This window comes from Modestobacter sp. L9-4 (assembly GCF_019112525.1).
Taxonomy (GTDB): Bacteria; Actinomycetota; Actinomycetes; order Mycobacteriales; family Geodermatophilaceae; genus Modestobacter.
Map to the genome: position 1 here is coordinate 1,523,035 of NZ_CP077800.1, position 14,587 is coordinate 1,537,621.

Annotated in this window: 13 protein-coding genes; 5 read left to right on the forward strand and 8 right to left on the reverse strand. The window is 74.5% G+C overall.

What is annotated here, in order from left to right; genetic code table 11:
• Window positions 1-173: 173 nt before the first annotated feature.
• Both KUM42_RS07015 and KUM42_RS07020 read left to right on the forward strand, forming a co-directional pair.
• The gene (locus KUM42_RS07015; RefSeq protein WP_237496071.1) at window positions 174-1,121 is read left to right on the forward strand and encodes a PspC domain-containing protein; all 948 of its coding nucleotides are present in this window, start codon (window positions 174-176) and stop codon (window positions 1,119-1,121) included.
• Window positions 1,114-1,392 (forward strand): hypothetical protein, encoded by a 279-nt coding sequence (locus KUM42_RS07020; RefSeq protein WP_237496072.1) that lies wholly within the window; start codon window positions 1,114-1,116, stop codon window positions 1,390-1,392. Before KUM42_RS07015 ends, KUM42_RS07020 begins: the two co-directional genes overlap by 8 nt.
• Window positions 1,393-1,536: 144 nt before the next feature.
• On the opposite strand, the gene guaA is transcribed toward KUM42_RS07020, so the two are convergent.
• From guaA to guaB, 3 genes are read right to left on the reverse strand one after another with little or no spacing between them, the layout of a single operon-like run.
• Window positions 1,537-3,099: a glutamine-hydrolyzing GMP synthase gene (gene guaA, locus KUM42_RS07025; RefSeq protein ID WP_237496655.1), complete on the reverse strand. Its 1,563-nt coding sequence runs from the start codon at window positions 3,097-3,099 to the stop codon at window positions 1,537-1,539.
• 19 nt (window positions 3,100-3,118) lie between these two features.
• Window positions 3,119-4,288, reverse strand: coding sequence for a GuaB3 family IMP dehydrogenase-related protein (locus tag KUM42_RS07030; RefSeq protein ID WP_237496073.1), 1,170 nt, complete (start codon window positions 4,286-4,288; stop codon window positions 3,119-3,121).
• 3 nt (window positions 4,289-4,291) lie between these two features.
• Window positions 4,292-5,800: an IMP dehydrogenase gene (gene guaB / locus KUM42_RS07035; RefSeq protein WP_237496074.1), complete on the reverse strand. Its 1,509-nt coding sequence runs from the start codon at window positions 5,798-5,800 to the stop codon at window positions 4,292-4,294.
• Between the two features lie 188 nt (window positions 5,801-5,988).
• On the opposite strand from guaB, the gene KUM42_RS07040 reads away from it, so the two are divergent.
• Window positions 5,989-6,423 (forward strand): DUF5319 family protein, encoded by a 435-nt coding sequence (locus KUM42_RS07040; RefSeq protein WP_237496075.1) that lies wholly within the window; start codon window positions 5,989-5,991, stop codon window positions 6,421-6,423.
• 74 nt (window positions 6,424-6,497) lie between these two features.
• Here the strand turns inward: KUM42_RS07040 and KUM42_RS07045 are convergent, their stop codons facing one another.
• Together KUM42_RS07045 and KUM42_RS07050 are read right to left on the reverse strand one after the other, a co-directional pair.
• Window positions 6,498-7,502, reverse strand: coding sequence for a type IV toxin-antitoxin system AbiEi family antitoxin domain-containing protein (locus KUM42_RS07045; RefSeq protein ID WP_370629355.1), 1,005 nt, complete (start codon window positions 7,500-7,502; stop codon window positions 6,498-6,500).
• A gap of 258 nt (window positions 7,503-7,760) precedes the next feature.
• Window positions 7,761-8,534, reverse strand: a complete 774-nt coding sequence (locus KUM42_RS07050) for a response regulator transcription factor (protein WP_237496077.1) — start codon at window positions 8,532-8,534, stop codon at window positions 7,761-7,763.
• 380 nt (window positions 8,535-8,914) lie between these two features.
• Between KUM42_RS07050 and KUM42_RS07055 the strand changes: the two genes are divergently transcribed.
• On the forward strand, window positions 8,915-9,214 hold the full coding sequence (locus tag KUM42_RS07055) for a WhiB family transcriptional regulator (RefSeq protein WP_163612656.1): 300 nt from the start codon (window positions 8,915-8,917) through the stop codon (window positions 9,212-9,214).
• 81 nt (window positions 9,215-9,295) lie between these two features.
• On the opposite strand, the gene KUM42_RS07060 is transcribed toward KUM42_RS07055, so the two are convergent.
• The 3 genes from KUM42_RS07060 to groES all read right to left on the reverse strand — a co-directional run bounded on the left by KUM42_RS07060 (window position 9,296) and on the right by groES (window position 13,123).
• A complete protein-coding gene (locus KUM42_RS07060) occupies window positions 9,296-10,903 on the reverse strand; it encodes a diguanylate cyclase (RefSeq protein ID WP_237496078.1) in 1,608 nt (535 codons plus the stop codon).
• Window positions 10,904-11,041: 138 nt separating this feature from the next.
• On the reverse strand, window positions 11,042-12,682 hold the full coding sequence (gene groL / locus KUM42_RS07065; protein WP_237496079.1) for a chaperonin GroEL: 1,641 nt from the start codon (window positions 12,680-12,682) through the stop codon (window positions 11,042-11,044).
• Window positions 12,683-12,814: 132 nt separating this feature from the next.
• The gene (groES, locus tag KUM42_RS07070) at window positions 12,815-13,123 is read right to left on the reverse strand and encodes a co-chaperone GroES (RefSeq protein WP_237496080.1); all 309 of its coding nucleotides are present in this window, start codon (window positions 13,121-13,123) and stop codon (window positions 12,815-12,817) included.
• Window positions 13,124-13,333: 210 nt separating this feature from the next.
• Between groES and KUM42_RS07075 the strand changes: the two genes are divergently transcribed.
• Window positions 13,334-14,587, forward strand: a complete 1,254-nt coding sequence (locus tag KUM42_RS07075) for a class I SAM-dependent methyltransferase (protein WP_237496081.1) — start codon at window positions 13,334-13,336, stop codon at window positions 14,585-14,587.

A 14,587-nucleotide genomic window follows, 5' to 3' on the forward strand; every position in this document is an offset into this window, starting at 1 on the left:
CCACCGCCGGGGACGGACGCCACCACGGCGTCCGTCCCCGTCGTGCGTCTGCCCCGGGAGCGTCATGGAGTCCCCGCGCTCGGCAGACGACGCGCTGGGACTCCATGAGGATCAGGGTCGGGTCAGGTGGTTCCCGGATACCGCCGGCGACCGTCGCTGGGCAGGCTCGTGCCATGACCTCAGCGCTCCCGCCCTACGCCCCGCCCCCGGCCGCCGAGCCGCCGGGAGCCCAGCCCCCGCCGAGCAGCTGGCCCGCCCCGCCGCCGTCCGGCCCGGCCCCGCGCGGGCAGCTGCGCCGCAGCCGGGACGACAAGGTGCTCGGCGGCGTGGCGGGCGGGCTGGCCGAGTACACCGGCATCGACGCGCTGCTGTGGCGGGTCGGGGCGATCGCGCTGACCGTGGTCGCCGGCAGCGGCGTGGTCGTCTACGCGCTGCTGTGGCTGCTGATGCCCAGCGCGCCGGCCGGCCCGCCGGCCGCCGCGGTGGAGCGGGCACCGCGGGGGCCGCGCTCCCCGGTGCCGGGGGTGACCCTCGCCGTCCTGCTGATCGTGCTCGGGGTGGTGGCCCTGGTCGACCAGCTCACCGGGGCCGACCTCGGTCCGCGCGGCTACCTCGGCAGCGCGCTGCTGGTGGTCGGCGCCGGCCTGGTCGTCGGCGCGGTCACCGGTGTCGGCCGCGGCGCGAAGACCGGGCTGATCACCATGGGCGTGCTGCTGACGGCGGCGCTCGCGCTCTCCTCCACCGTGCACCTGCCGTCGGGGGACGTCGGCGACCGCACCTACCGCCCGCTCACCGCCAGCGCGGTGCAGCCGCGGTACGAGGTCGGGCTCGGCGACCTGACCGTGGACCTGAGCGACGTCGACCTGACCGGTCCGTCCGGGCCGATCGCGGTCACGATCGAGGCCGGCGCGGGCGACGTGGACGTCCTGGTGCCCACCTCCGCCGACGTGCAGGTCACCGTGGACAACGGGATCGGCGAGGCCGAGCTGTTCGACCAGGACGCCGTCGACCGCGGCTTCTTCCCCGGCACCGGCCCTGCCGCGTGGACCGGCGACGACGAGCCGGAGTTCGTCCTCACCATCGAGTCCGGCCTGGGTGACGTGGAGGTGTCCCGTGGCTGAGCCGTTCCGACCGGAGCCCACCGGCCGTCAGGAGACCGAGGTCCTCCCCGACGACCTGTTCACCAAGGAGCCCCCGCCCCGCCCCGCCCGCCACCTGGACCTCGTCGCCCTCGTCGCCGGCATCGTCTTCGTCGTCCTGGCGATCGCCCTGATGGCCGGCGCCACCGTCCCCGCCGACTGGTGGGACCGCGACCTCGGCTGGCTCGTCCTCATCGCCGCCGGCGTCGCCCTCCTGGTCAACGAGCTCAGGAAGTCCCGCCGGAAGCGGTGAGGCACGCCGGCTTGCAGTCGTCGGTCGGCCCTCCTGCAGGGTCCCGCCGCGAGCTTGCGAGTGGTGGGGGGGCAGGAGGGTCCTTTCACAGGCCCCGTCCCGGGCCCCGCCGCGAGCTTGCTCGTGGTGGGGAGGACGGGGTCCTCACTCCCACTCGATCGTGCCCGGCGGCTTGCTCGTGACGTCGAGAACCACCCGGTTGACCTCGGCCACCTCGTTGGTGATCCGGGTGGAGATCTTCGCCAGCACGTCGTAGGGCAGCCGGGTCCAGTCCGCGGTCATGGCGTCCTCGCTGGAGACCGGCCGCAGCACGACGGGGTGGCCGTAGGTGCGGCCGTCGCCCTGGACGCCGACGGAGCGGACGTCGGCCAGCAGGACCACCGGGCACTGCCAGATCTCGGTGTCCAGGCCGGCCGCGGACAGCTCCGCGCGGGCGATGGCGTCGGCCTGGCGCAGCACGTCGAGCCGCTCCCGGGTGACCTCGCCGATGATCCGGATGCCGAGGCCCGGGCCCGGGAAGGGCTGGCGCTGCACCAGGGTGTCGGGCAGGCCGAGCTGGCGGCCGACCTCGCGCACCTCGTCCTTGAACAGGGTGCGCAGCGGCTCGACGAGGGTGAACACCAGGTCGTCCGGCAGGCCGCCGACGTTGTGGTGGCTCTTGATGTTCGCCGTCCCGGTGCCGCCGCCGGACTCGACGACGTCGGGGTAGAGCGTGCCCTGCACGAGGAAGTCGACGGTCTCGCCGTGCTCCTTGGCGTCGGCGATGACGTCGAGGGCGGCCTGCTCGAAGACGCGGATGAACTCGCGGCCGATGATCTTCCGCTTGGTCTCCGGGTCGGTGACCCCGGCCAGCGCGGTGAGGAACTGCTCGCTGGCGTCGACGACCCGCAGGTCCGCACCCGTGACGGCGACGAAGTCCCGCTCGATCTGCTCGGTCTCGCCCTCGCGCATCAGCCCGTGGTCGACGTAGACGCAGGTGAGCTTGTCGCCGATGGCCTGCTGGACGAGTGCTGCGGCCACCGCAGAGTCCACGCCGCCGGACAGCCCGCAGATGGCCCGCCGGTCGCCGATCTGGGCCTTGATCGCCGCGACCTGCTCCTCGACCACGTTGGCCATCGTCCAGCTGGGCTCCAGGCCGGCGATGTCGAACAGGAAGTGCTCGAGCACCGTCTGCCCGTGCGGCGTGTTCTTCACCTCGGGGTGGAACTGCACCCCGGCCAGCCGCCGGTCGACGTCCTCGAACGCCGCGACCGGGGCGCCGGTGGAGGTGGCGGTGACGGTGAACCCGGGCGGGGCCGCGCTGACGGCGTCCCCGTGGCTCATCCACACCGACTGCTCGTTCGGCAGGTCGCCGAACATCCGCGACTGCGTGGTGACGGTCAGCGGGGTGCCGCCGTACTCGCGGTCGCCGGTGTGGGCGACGGTGCCGCCGAGGCTCTGCGCCATGGCCTGGAAGCCGTAGCAGATGCCGAACGCCGGGACGCCGGACTCGAACACCGCCGGGTCGACCTGTGGGGCACCCTCGGCGTAGACGCTGGAGGGCCCGCCGGAGAGCACGATCGCCGCGGGCTTGCGGGCCAGCAGCTCCTCGACCGGGACGTCGGAGCCGACCAGCTCGGAGTAGACGCCGGCCTCGCGGATCCGCCGGGCGATGAGCTGGGCGTACTGGGCGCCGAAGTCGACGACCAGCACGGTCGGGAAGTCCATGTGCGCGGGGCTGGCCATCTCAGCCCACCAGGTGGCCGGGGCCGAGGGCGCTCTCGCCGTTCCCGCCCAGGACCAGGTCGACCCGCTGGAACTCCTTGAGGTCCCGGTAGCCGGTCTTGGCCATGGTGCGCCGCAGCGCGCCGAACAGGTTGGTGCGCCCGTCGGCGGAGTCCGCCGACCCGAGCAGCACGTCGGCCAGCGAGCCGCGCGGCTCGACCGGCGCGGAGGCGCCACCCCGCGGCAGCCGCGGGTGCGCGGCCACGGAGTCCCACCAGACGCCGCCACCCGGCGCCTCCGCGGCGACCCGCAGCGGCTCACCCAGCTGGACGGCGTCGGCGCCGCAGGCCAGGGCCCGGGCGATGGCGCCGCTGGTCTCGATCCGGCCGTTGGCGATGACGTGCACGTAGCGGCCACCGGTCTCGTCCAGGTAGTCGCGGCGCGCGGCGGCGGCGTCGGCGATCGCGCTGGCCAGCGGCACCCGGATGCCCATGACGGCGTCCGCGGTGGACCAGCTGTCGGCGCCCACGCCGACGATGACGCCGGCCGCGCCGGTGCGCATCAGGTGCAGCGCGGTCTGGTAGTCCGCCGCCCCACCGACGATGACCGGGACGTCGAGGTCGGCGATGAACTCCTTGAGGTTCAGCGCCTCACCGGAGCTCGTCACGTGCTCGGCGGAGACGATGGTGCCCTGGATGACCAGCAGGTCGACCCCGGCGGCCAGCACGGTCGGGGCCAGGGAGACGGTGTGCTGCGGGGACACCCGCACCGCCGTCGTGACGCCGGACTCGCGCACCTCCTTGATCCGCGCGGCGATCAGGTCGGGCTTCACCGGCTCGGCGTAGACCTCCTGCAGCAGCGCCGTCGGCGGGCCGCTGTCGGGGCCGGCGGCCGCGCGCAGCCGGCGCAGCACGTCGGTCGGGTCGTCGTAGCGGGCCCACAGGCCCTCGGCGTTGAGCACGCCCAGGCCACCGGCCTGCCCGACGGCGACCGCGGTGGCCGGGCTGACCACGGCGTCGCTGGCGCTGGTGACCAGCGGGATGTCGAACCGGAAGGCGTCGATCTGCCAGGCGGTGGAGACGTCGTCGTGGTCGCGGGTGCGGCGGGAGGGGACGATCGACACCTCGTCGAGGTCGTAGCCCCGGCGGGCGAACCGGTTGAGGCCGATCTCGACGTTGTCACGAACTGGCATGGGTCAGCGGCCTCGGTAGTTGGGGGCTTCGGTGGTCACCTGGACGTCGTGCGGGTGGCTCTCGGTGAGCCCGGCGGAGGTGATCCGGGTCAGCTGGCCGCGCTCCTGCAGGTCGGCGATCGTCGCCGCACCCGCGTAGCCCATCCCGGCCCGCAGGCCGCCGACGAGCTGGTGGGCGACCCCGGCCAGCTTGCCGCGGTAGGGCACCTGGCCCTCGATGCCCTCGGGGACGAGCTTGTCGTCGGAGAGGACGTCGTCGGCGAAGTAGCGGTCGCGGCTGAAGGACTGGTTGCCCCCGCGCTTCTGCATCGCGCCGAGGGAGCCCATGCCGCGGTAGGACTTGTACTGCTTGCCGTTGGTGAAGACCAGCTCGCCCGGCGACTCGTCGACCCCGGCGAACAGGCTGCCCAGCATCACGCTGTCGGCACCGGCCACGATGGCCTTGGCGATGTCGCCGGAGTACTGCAGGCCGCCGTCGCCGATGACCGGCACACCGGCCGGGCGGCAGGCGAGGCTGGCCTCGTAGATGGCGGTGACCTGCGGGACGCCGACCCCGGCGACCACGCGGGTGGTGCAGATCGAGCCCGGCCCGACGCCGACCTTGACCGCGTCGGCACCGGCGTCGACCAGCGCCTGCGCGCCGGCCCGGGTGGCGACGTTCCCGCCGATGACCTGCACGGGGAAGTCGGCCTTGACCCGGCCGACCATGTCCAGCACCGCGCGCTGGTGGCCGTGGGCGGTGTCGACGACGAGCACGTCGACACCGGCGTCCACGAGCAGGCCGGCGCGCTTGTAGGCGTCCTCGCCGACCCCGAGCGCGGCGGCCACGAGCAGCCGGCCGTCGGCGTCCTTGGTGGCCTGGGGGAACTGGTCGCGCTTGACGTAGTCCTTGACGGTGATCAGCCCGCGCAGCCGGCCGGCCTCGTCGACCAGCGGCAGCTTCTCGATCTTGCGCGAGCGCAGCAGCGACAGCGCGGTGTCCGGGTCGACCCCGACCGGGGCGGTGACCAGCGGCATCGGCGTCATCACGTCGCGCACGAGGCGGTTCGTGTCGGTCTCGAAGCGCATGTCGCGGTTGGTGATGATGCCGACCAGGACGCCGTCGGCGTCGACCACGGGGGCACCGGAGATGCGGTAGCGGGCGCTGAGCGCGTCGACCTCGGCCAGCGTGTTGTCCGGGGAGCACGTGACCGGGTTGGTGACCATGCCGGACTCGGAGCGCTTCACGAGGTCGACCTGGCCGGCCTGGTCCTCGGCGGAGAGGTTGCGGTGCAGCACGCCCACGCCACCGGCGCGGGCCATGGCGATCGCCATCCGCGCCTCGGTGACGGTGTCCATCGCCGAGGACAGCAGCGGGATGGCCAGCCGGATGCCGCGGGTCAGCCGGGTGCTGGTGTCGACCTCGGTGGGGACGATGTCCGACGCACCGGGGATGAGCAGGACGTCGTCGTAGGTCAGACCCAGGGGGGCGAACTTCGCCGGCAGTTCGGGTACGCGCTCGTCGGGCTGCACGTGCCACCACCTCTCGTCTCGTTGGTGGGAGCGCCTGTCGCGGCGCGCGGGAACCCACTCCATGCTAGGCGGACCACACCGGAGGGCCCTCGCCCCGTTACCGTGGTCCGGTGGACGGGCCAGCCCGACCACCTGCCGGCTCCCCGGCAGCGCCTGACAGGCCGGCCCCGCGCCGGCGAGGAGGACACGTGGACGCGTGGGACGACGCATTCGGCGCATCCTCGGATCGCGACCCCGACTTCGGCAGCGAGCTGGGCCCGGGTGACCACTCGGGGCAGCCACCGCTGACCATCGAGGAGCGCGCCGGGGTCCTCGACGACCTCGCCGAGCTCGAGGTCTTCCGCACCCTCCTGGAGCCCACCGGCGTCAAGGGCATCGTCGTCGACTGCCCCGACTGCCAGGAGGAGCACCACGTCGACTGGGCGCTGATGCAGGCCAACCTCCGGCAGCTGCTCGACGAGGGGCAGACCGGCCGGCACGAGCCGCCCTTCGACCCCGACCCCGACGACTACGTCAGCTGGGACTACGCCAGCGGCTACGCCGACGGCGTCGCCGCCCTCGCCGAGCGCGAGGAGCCCACCGGCCGCCACGGCACCGGCGGCCGGCACGCCCGCGAGGACTGAGCCCGGCCGAGGTCCGGCCACCTCCCCGACCGTCCAGCCACGGCGCACCGCGGCCTGACGGTCGGCCAGGTGGCTCAACCCACCTCTCGGCGACGGCCGACCGCCCGCGGGACGGCGCGGAAGACCCGGATCGGGGGCCCGGGGACCTGCAGCTCACGGCGCATCCGGTCCTCGACGGGCACCCATCCCGGGCCGAGGTCCTCGTCCACGAGCCGGACGAACCGGATGCCGACCGCCCGCAGCGCGTCCTCCGTCCGCTTCTCTTCGAACAGGACGTCCTCGGGGCGACCGCCGTAGGCCGGGCGCACGTACTTGACCCGGCCGTCGAACTCCACGACCACGGCAGCCTCGTCGTACCACCCGTCGGCCACCTTGAGCAGCCGGTCCCCGACCCAGAGCTCGACCTGCGGCACGAACGGCGGCAGTCCCGCGGCCCGGAAGCGCAGCCGTCCCTTGGTCTCCAGCCACGTCTCGGCGCGACCGTCGGCGGCCGCGACCGCGCGCACTGCCCGCGGGTTCCTCGGCGCGAAGCGGTGGCGGACCACGGTGGCCTGCAGCTCCTCCTCCGTGACCAGCCCCCGGAGGAGGGCGACGTCCATCGCGGCCACCGCGGGCAGCTCGCGCCACTCCCGCGCGTTGTCGACCAGGGTCCGGGCCACCGTGGTCAGCCGGTGCTGCCCGCGGGTGGTGACCTCCTCGGCCGGCAGCTCCGCGTGGGCGATCACGTAGCCGGGGCCGGTGCGCCATCGCCCGGGATCGGTCAGCCGCACGTCCGGCGGCAGCCCTGCCGGGACGGGCAGTCCCCAGAGGCGCGCCGCGGTGGCGTGGCTGAGGACCGCTGTCGGCCTCGCCAGCGCGCCGGTGACCGCCAGGGCGTCGACCTCGTGCCGCCGACCGGTCGCCTCTGCCGCGGCCAGGTCGGCGGCGCCGATGAACCAGCCACGGCGCAGCCGGACCCAGTCGCCGGCCCGGACGGCGCTCCGCACCTCGCGCTCGGTCACCCCGGCTGCCGTGAGCTCGGTCAGGGGGAAGACGCCGAGCCGGGCGGAGGCCGACACGTGGACCGGACCAGGCAGCATCGGGGGCACGCGCCGATCGTCGGCCGACCGGCCACGCCCGGACGCCTCTGCGGCGGAGATGTGGACGGCCGGTCGTCCGGTGGACGACGGCCCACACGATCGGCCAGCGTCAAGGTGAGGCCGCCCGGGCGACGGTCCAGCCGCGTCCCGCACCGGCCGGACGGTCGCCCAGGTGGCTGTACCTGGCGCCCGAGAACGACGACAGCGCGGTGACCGGTCGTGCTGGTCACCGCGCTGTCGTGGGTCAGGGAGCTGGGGTCAGGTCATCATGCCGCGGCGGAAGCCGGTGGCGACGGCCTCGGCCCGGTCCTTGACGGCGAGCTTGCGGAACAGCCGGCGGGCGTGGGTCTTGATGGTGTCCTCGGACAGGTAGAGCTCCCGGCCGATCTGGGCGTTGCTCTTGCCCTGGCTCATGCCGGTGAGCACCTGCATCTCGCGCATGGACAGCGCGACCTGCGGCGCGGCCGGCACGGTGGAGCGGACGGTCGTCGGCGCGAGGCCGGCCAGCGGGCTGGACCCGCCCCACGGCGCGGGACCCGAGGGCCCACCGCCCGGGGCACCGGCCATGGCGACCGCGTGCTGCGGGCTGCGCGGCTGCGGGGCCAGCTGCCCGACGGGGCGCGGGGCCTCGGGGCGCATCCCGGTGCGGGACATGCCCAGGCCGAGCTCGAGCGGGCTGGCGTCCCAGCGCAGGTAGCCACGGGCACCGAGGGCCACGGCGGCGCGGACGCTGTCGGCGTCGTCGGGTGCACCCAGCATCAGGACCCGCAGGCCGGGGTGCGTGCGCAGCACCTGGGTGGCCACCGACAGGCCGCTGTCGGTGGCCCGCTGGGTGCCGACGAGCAGGACGTCGGGCAGCCGGTTGTCCAGCCGCGCCATCAGCGCGGCCGGGTCGCCCACGGCCTCGACCCGGGCGACGAACGGCAGCGCGAGCAGCCGCCCGGCGACCTCGTCGCGGACCCGGCGTCGTTCGTCGAACACCCAGACGACGGCCCCACTCGCGCCGTTCCCCCGCGCCCTGTCCTCGATCACCGGATGCTCCCGTCTGCGCCGTCCCGGAGGCCGGCGGCCTGCCGACCGGACCGTGCCCGGGCGGTGCCTGGAACGGGTGGACCCCGCTCCGGGGTGCCGGCACCGCCGGTCTCCCGGACGGGTGTCGGGGTGTCCCCCACACCGGTGGTCGGCACTCCCTGTCACCACCTTGATCCGCACGGTCGCCGGACAACAGCACCGATCACCCACGCGAGTGAGTGGCCACGACCACCCGTCCGAGCACTCGCCGACGGCGAAGCACACCTCGGCCGATCCCGCACGACGAACGTGGACGGGTGTGTTTGGGCCCTCACAGGGGCGGGCATCGGCGAGGAGTGACCGGGCCGACCCCCCGGTGCGCCACGAGCCGAGGAGAACCCATGGCCGACATCCGTCGCCTGCCCAACCCCGTCGCTGAGGTGTGGGACTGGCAGCTCCACGGCGCCTGCCGGGGCGAGAGCACGTCCCTCTTCTTCCACCCGGACGGCGAGCGGGGCCCTGCCCGTGCACGCCGCCAGGCCGCGGCGAAGGCCGTCTGCGGCCGCTGCCCGGTGCTGGAGTCCTGCCTGAAGCACGCGCTGTCCGTCCGCGAGCCCTACGGGGTCTGGGGCGGCATGAGCGAGGAGGAGCGCACGCGGCTGATCGCCGCGGAGCCCGCTCCCATCGCCGCCGGGGTCTGAGCCAACCGGCGGGGCGACCCCCGCCCGACACCCGAGAGGGCCGGTCCGACGAACGCGTCGGACCGGCCCTCTCGTCGTCGTTCAGCCGGCGTCGCCGACCACCCTGTCCCGTCCGCCGGCCTTGGCCGCGTAGAGGTGCGCGTCCGCGACGCCGAGCAGGGACGCGGGCGTGTGCCCGGCGTGACCGGCCGTCCCGGCCAGACCCACGCTGACGGTGACGGCCAGGCCGTCGGCCAGCTCGGCCCACGGGTGGGCGGCGACCGACGCCCGCACCGTCTCCAGCCGCCGGACGGCGGTGGGCAGGTCGGGGCCGACCAGCACCAACAGGAACTCCTCGCCGCCCATGCGTGCGGCGAACGCGCTGGGGCCGGCTGCCGCGACGGCCTCCCGCAGCAGCTCCGCGACGGCCCGCAGCACCTGGTCCCCCACCTCGTGGGACCAGGTGTCGTTGACCGCCTTGAAGTGGTCCAGGTCCAGCAGGGCCACCGTCACGGCCTGCTCGTGCGCCCGCTCGACCAGCCGGGGCAGCTCATCGTCGACGTAGCGCCGGTTGTACAGGTCGGTCAGTGGGTCGCGCAGTGACAGCTCCCGGTAACGCCGGCTCTGCCGGCGCGCCTCGGTCGCCTCGTGCATCGCCTGGAGCGCGCGGGCCCGGGCGTCCCGCTGAGCGGACTGCAGGTCCAGCGCCTCCTGGGAGTACAGCTTGTGCTCCTCGAACGCCGCCCGGAAGTCCTCCCCGGCCGCGTACAGCTCGGCCTGCTCCCGCCGGACCCGCACCCGGATCGAGGCGAGCCCGTACCGGTCGCAGCGCCGGACGCACTCGTCGAGGGTCTCCTGCGCCTGGGTCACGTGCCCGCGCCGCCGCTGGACCTCCGCGAGGGTGAGCAGGAAGTCCGCGCCGGCGTCCCCGTCCGTGGAGGCGTCCAGGGTCTCGGGCCGGCGCCCCGGCTGCAGGGCGGCCTCCGCCTCGTCGAGCCGGCCCAGCCCCATCAGGGCGCGGGCGACGGTGTCCAGGCGGCCGACGTGCAGCGGGATGCCGTGGGCCGCGGCCAGCTCCTGCAGCCGCGTGCTCAGGGCCAGCGCGACCTCGTGCCGGCCGGCGAGGATCTCGACGTAGGCGTTGTTGTTCAGGACCAGGAGCTGCCGGTCGACGTCCCCGATCGCCTCGGCCGAGCGCAGCACCTCGGCATAGCGCTCGCGCGCACCGTCGTCGCCCTGGAGGCCGAGGCAGTCGGCCAGCCGGGTCAGGTGGTCGATCCGGAGTGCCGGTGACCCGCCACCCCGCAGCAGGTCCACGGACAGGACGGCGTGCTCGAGGGCGAGGGAGAGGTCGCCGAGCTCCTGGAGGACGGCGGCCAGCAGGAAGTGGCTGCGGGCGAGCAGGTGGCCGGCGTCGTGCTCGGCCGCCCAGCGCCGCACCTCGTGGGCGGTCCGGCCGGCAGCGCCGACGTCCCCCCGACGGCGCACCACGTCCGCCCGCACCAGGCGTGCGCGCAGCTCCTGCTGCACGCTCCCCTGCGACCGGGCTGCCTCGGCGGCCCGGTCCGCGCGTTCGCCGACCGAGTCGTCGTCGAAGCGGGACAGCAGCTCCAGCTCGTCGAGCTCCGCCGCGAGGGCGGCCTGCGCCTGGTCGTCCGCCGCAGGGCGCGGCTCGGGGACACCCCACTCCACGACGTCGATCGCCTGCACCCCCTCCCATCGGCAGCTCGGGGAGCTGCTTGAGCGCTGAGCACGTCCCCGCCGCTCGCACGGGTGCCGGCCCTCCGGACGGGTCCGCCCCCGGGCCAGGACGGCACGGGGGCGGACCTCAGGTGAGCGGGTGGTGCGTCAGTGGCTGTGGCCGTGCCCGCCGCCGTGCCCGTGGGTGTGGTGGGCACCGCCCTCGTCCTCGTCCTCGGCCGGCTTCTCGACGACGGCCGAGTCGGTGGTGAGGATCATCGTGGCGATCGAGGCGGCGTGGGTCAGCGCCGCCTTGGTCACCTTGACCGGGTCGATGACGCCCTGGGCAGCCAGGTCGCCGTACTCACCGGTCGCGGCGTTGAAGCCCTGGCCGACACCGAGCTCGCGGACGCGGCCGACGACGACCGGCCCCTCGAACCCGGCGTTGGAGGCGATCAGCGCGAGCGGGGTGTCGATGGCCCGGCGGACCGAGCGGGCACCGACCAGCTCGTCGCCGGTCAGCGTCAGCTCGTCGATGGCCGTGGCGGCGTGCACCAGCGCGGAGCCACCACCGGGGACGACGCCCTCCTCGACGGCCGCACGGGTCGCGTTGATCGCGTCCTCGATGCGGAACTTCTTCTCCTTCATCTCGACCTCGGTGGCCGCGCCGACCCGGATCACCGCGATGCCGCCGGCCAGCTTGGCCAGCCGCTCCTGCAGCTTCTCCTTGTCCCAGTCGGAGTCGGTCGCCTCGATCTCGTTGCGGATCTGGGCGACCCGCTCCGCGATCGCGCCGGAGGTGCCGCCGCCGTCGACGATGGTGGTGTCGTCCTTGGTGACGGTGACCCGGCGGACGGTGCCGAGGACCTCCAGGCCCACGGAGTCCAGGGACAGGCCGATGTCCTCGGCCACGACCTGGCCACCGGTGACGACGGCGAGGTCGGTCATGAAGGCCTTGCGGCGGTCACCGAAGAACGGCGACTTGACCGCGACGACCTTGATCGTCTTGCGGATGGAGTTGACGACCAGGGTCGACAGCGCCTCCCCCTCGACGTCCTCGGCGACGATCAGCAGCGGGCGGCCACCGGTCGAGAGCACCTTCTCCAGCAGCGGGAGCAGGTCGGGCAGCGCGCTGATCTTGCCGCTGACCAGGAGAACGAGGGCGTCCTCGAGCACGGCCTCCATCGACTCGGAGTCGGTGACGAAGTACGGCGACAGGTAGCCCTTGTCGAACTGCAGGCCCTCGGTGACGTCCAGCTCGGTCGTCATGCCGTTGGCCTCTTCGACGGTGATGACGCCGTCCTTGCCGACCCGCTCCATCGCCTCGCCGATCAGCTCGCCGACCTCGGCGTCCTGGGCGGAGATGGTGGCGACGCCGGCGATGGCCTTGCGGTCGTCGACCGGGATGGCGACGGCGTCCAGCGCGGCGGAGACCGCGGTGACGGCGGCGCGCATGCCGGCGCCCAGCGCCATCGGGTTGGCCCCGGCGGCGACGTTGCGCAGGCCCTCGTGCACCAGGGCCTGGGCCAGCACGGTGGCGGTGGTGGTGCCGTCACCGGCGACGTCGTTGGTCTTGGTGGCGACGTTCTTCGCCAGCTGCGCGCCGAGGTTCTCGTAGGGGTCCTCGAGCTCGATCTCGCGGGCGATGGTCACGCCGTCGTTGGTGATGACGGGCGGGCCGAAGTTCTTGTTGATGACCACGTTGCGGCCACGGGGGCCGAGGGTGACCTTGACGGCGTCGGCGAGCTTGTCGACGCCGCGCTCGAGGGCGCGACGGGCGTCCTCGTCGAACAGGATGATCTTGGCCATTGCCAGACCTCTCTCAGGGTGTCGCGGGGAGTACGAGGGCAGACGACGACCGCCCCGGGACCCGGTGGATCGGGTCGCCGGGGCGGTGTCGTGCAGTGCGGTGCTCGGCCCCGCTCGGGGGCCGCAGGGCTCTTACTTGGAGACGACGGCGAGCAGGTCGCGCGCGGACAGGACCAGGTAGTCCTCGCCGCCGTAGCGCACCTCGGTGCCGCCGTACTTCGAGTAGATGACCACGTCGCCGACGTTCACGTCGAGCGGGACCCGGTTGCCGTTGTCGTCGATGCGGCCGGGGCCGACCGCGATGACGGTGCCCTCCTGGGGCTTCTCCTTGGCGGTGTCCGGGATGACCAGGCCAGAGGCGGTGGTGGTCTCGGCCTCGTTGGCCTGGACCACGACCCGGTCCTCGAGCGGCTTGATGTTGACCTTGGTAGCGGTCGTCACAGGTGACGCCCCCTTCACTGTCGGACGGGTGTTCAGGAGTGGTTCGGTGGTGCTCACTGCGGTGCTGCTGATGCTGTGGCACGGGGGCCGGGCCTGCCGTCGCGGGGGTCAGGCTGCAGCTCGTGTCGATTGGCACTCTACCCACGCGAGTGCCAGCCGCTCAACCGGGGTCACCCTCGCGGGCGCACGGTGATGGGCCAGGCTGTGCGGGTGTCCAGCGACCTCGAGCCCGCCGACCAGGGTGCCGAGACCGTGCGGCAGCTGCGCGCGCTGTCGACCCCGGCGGGGGCTGCGGCCCTCGCCCGGGCCGGCGAGCTGCTGGCCGGCCGCACCGACGCGGTGACCGCGCTGAGCCGGCTGCGCACCGAGGTCGGGGTGGAGCTGGCCGGCCCGGCGTGGGGCATCGCCCGGCAGCGCGAGCGCGCCCGCCCGGTCTTCGGCGCCGACACCGACCGGCTGCTGTTCACCTCCGACGCCCTGGAGCAGGCCGGCCGGCCGGTGCTCGCCGACCGCCGCGCCGCCCGGCTGCTGGCCGGCGGCGCGCAGCGGGTGGCCGACCTGGGCTGCGCGGCCGGCACCGACACCATCGCCCTGGCGCGGGCCGGCGCGCAGGTGCTCGCCGTCGACCTCGACCCGGTCGCCCGGGAGCTCACCGCGCTCAACACCGCCGCCCTGGGCCTGGCCGACCGGGTGCAGGTGGTGGCCGGGGACGCCGTCGCGCTGGTCGCCGCGGCGGGCGACGGGCAGGTGGCCGGCTGCGACGCCGCCGTCCTGGACCCCGCCCGCCGGTCCGGTGGCCGACGCCAGCTCGACCCCGACCGCTGGTCGCCCCCGTGGTCGACGGTGCAGGCGCTGCTGGACGCCGTCCCCACCTGCGCGGTGAAGGTGGCGCCGGGGCTGGACCACGAGCGGGTGCCCGACGGCGTGGAGGCCGAGTGGGTCTCGGTCGGCGGCTCGATCGTGGAGGCGCTGCTGTGGGGCCGGGCGCCGTCGTCGACCTGGCGGCGGGCGACCGTGGTGACCCGGGACGGCGCCGTGCACGAGCTCACCGCTGACACCGACCCCGGCCCCGCACCCGACGGCCCGGTGCGCGGCTGGCTGCACGAGCCCGACCCCGCCGTCATCCGCTCCGGGCTGGTGTCGCTGGCCGGCGCGGAGCTCGACGCCAACCTGGTCGACCCCACGATCGCCTACCTGACGTCGGACTCCCCCGCGGACTCCCCCTGGGTCAGCTCCTACCCGGTCACCGACGTCCTGCCGTTCAACCTCAAGAAGCTCAAGGCGCTGCTGCGCTCGCGCGGGGTCGGCCGGGTCGTGGTCAAGAAGCGCGGGTCGGCGATCGAGCCGGAGACCCTCGCCCGGCAGCTGCGCGGCCCCGGCAGCGGGACGGCGGTCGTCGTCGTCACCCGCGTCGCCGGCGCACCGACCGTCGTCCTCTGCGGGGAGCCGGCGCCCGGGGCGTGA